The sequence below is a fragment of the Sphingomonas sp. genome (genome assembly GCF_025353885.1).
Classification (GTDB): Bacteria; Pseudomonadota; Alphaproteobacteria; order Sphingomonadales; family Sphingomonadaceae; genus Sphingomonas_O.
Genome location: NZ_JANXNX010000074.1, coordinates 1 through 1,371, shown reverse-complemented (window position 1 = coordinate 1,371; position 1,371 = coordinate 1). Strand labels below are relative to the sequence as shown.

The 1,371-nt window shown below is 65.1% G+C and carries 2 protein-coding genes; both read left to right on the top strand.

The window, feature by feature from the left end; genetic code table 11:
• The coding region (locus Q0R02_RS08220) for a tyrosine-type recombinase/integrase (protein WP_293882310.1) at positions 1-267 on the top strand (267 nt) is incomplete at its 5' end.
• Positions 268-298: 31 nt separating this feature from the next.
• Entirely contained in the window at positions 299-1,246 is a 948-nt protein-coding gene (locus Q0R02_RS08215; protein WP_293882308.1) for an acetyl-CoA carboxylase carboxyltransferase subunit alpha, read from the top strand.
• Positions 1,247-1,371 lie beyond the last annotated feature (125 nt).

Genomic DNA, 1,371 nt, shown 5'->3' with positions numbered 1-1,371 from the left:
CATTTGAGCCGCGTTCGCCTGTTCCAGATGCTAAAGGGACTGGCCATCGATGCGGGCATCCCACCCGAACGGGTCAGCCCGCACGTCCTGCGCCATGCATTTGCCACCCATTTGCTGGAGGGTGGAGCTGACCTCCGCGCGCTGCAGACGATGCTGGGTCATGCCGATATTGCGACGACCGAGATCTATACGCATGTCGAGACGGCACGGCTGGTCGAACTGGTCAACACACGGCATCCGCTCGTCGATCGCGACCTCTCGCGTTGACCGGAGCGTTGAGCGAACCTAGTCGGAAACCATGACAGCTTTTCTCGATTTCGAAAAACCCGTTGCCGAACTCCAGGCGCGCATTGCCGGACTGCGTGAAACCGCCGATGGGAGCAAGGCCGACATCTCGAATGAAGTTTCGCGGATTGAGGGCAAGGCCGACAAATTGCTGCGTGACACCTATGCCCGGCTGACGCCGTGGCAAAAGACGCAGGTTGCCCGACACCCTGACCGACCGCATTTCCGCGATTATGTGGCGGGCATGGTCACCGACTTCACACTGTTGTCGGGTGACCGCGCGTTCGGCGATGACCAGGCGATCCTGGGCGGCCTGGGGCGCATCGACGGACGCCGCGTGATGATCATCGGCCATGAAAAGGGCAACGACACCGCCAGTCGCATCCGCCACAATTTCGGAATGGGCCGTCCCGAGGGGTATCGCAAGGCGATCCGCCTGATGCAGCTGGCCGACCGGTTCGGCGTGCCCGTGGTGACTTTGGTCGATACATCGGGTGCGTTTCCCGGCGTCCAGGCCGAAGAGCGCGGGCAGGCGGAGGCGATTGCGCGGTCCACCGAGCAATGCCTGGCGCTGGGGGTGCCGATGATCTCGGCCATCGTCGGTGAGGGCGGTTCGGGCGGGGCAATCGCGCTGGCGGCGGGGAACCGCGTGCTGATGTTCGAACATGCCGTCTATGCGGTGATCTCGCCCGAAGGCTGTGCATCGATCCTGTGGCGCAACAGCGAGCGCGCCGCCGATGCCGCCGAGGCGATGAAGGTCACGGCGAGCGACCTGCACCGGTTAAAGGTGGTCGACCGCGTGGTGGCAGAGCCCGTCGGCGGCGCGCACCGCGACCCCGCGACCGCGATTGCCAATTTGAAGAAGGCAATCGGTGACGAGCTGGACAAGCTCAGCCCGATGACACCGCAGGCGCTGCGTTCGGATAGGCGCGCGAAGTTCCTGGCGATCGGCACGCTGTAGGGCCTGGGGGGGTCACAGGACTCCCTGACCGACACCCACCCCGTCACCCCGGCGCAGGCCGGGGCCTATACGGCGGTCGGTTAGTTCACCGCCCTGTCGGACGCCCGTATAGGCCCCGGCCTGCG

What these genes read in the sequence shown, in the direction of transcription:
- Q0R02_RS08215 (WP_293882308.1), top strand. Translation starts at nt 299, where the DNA reads ATGACAGCTTTTCTCGATTTCGAAAAACCCGTTGCCGAACTCCAGGCG.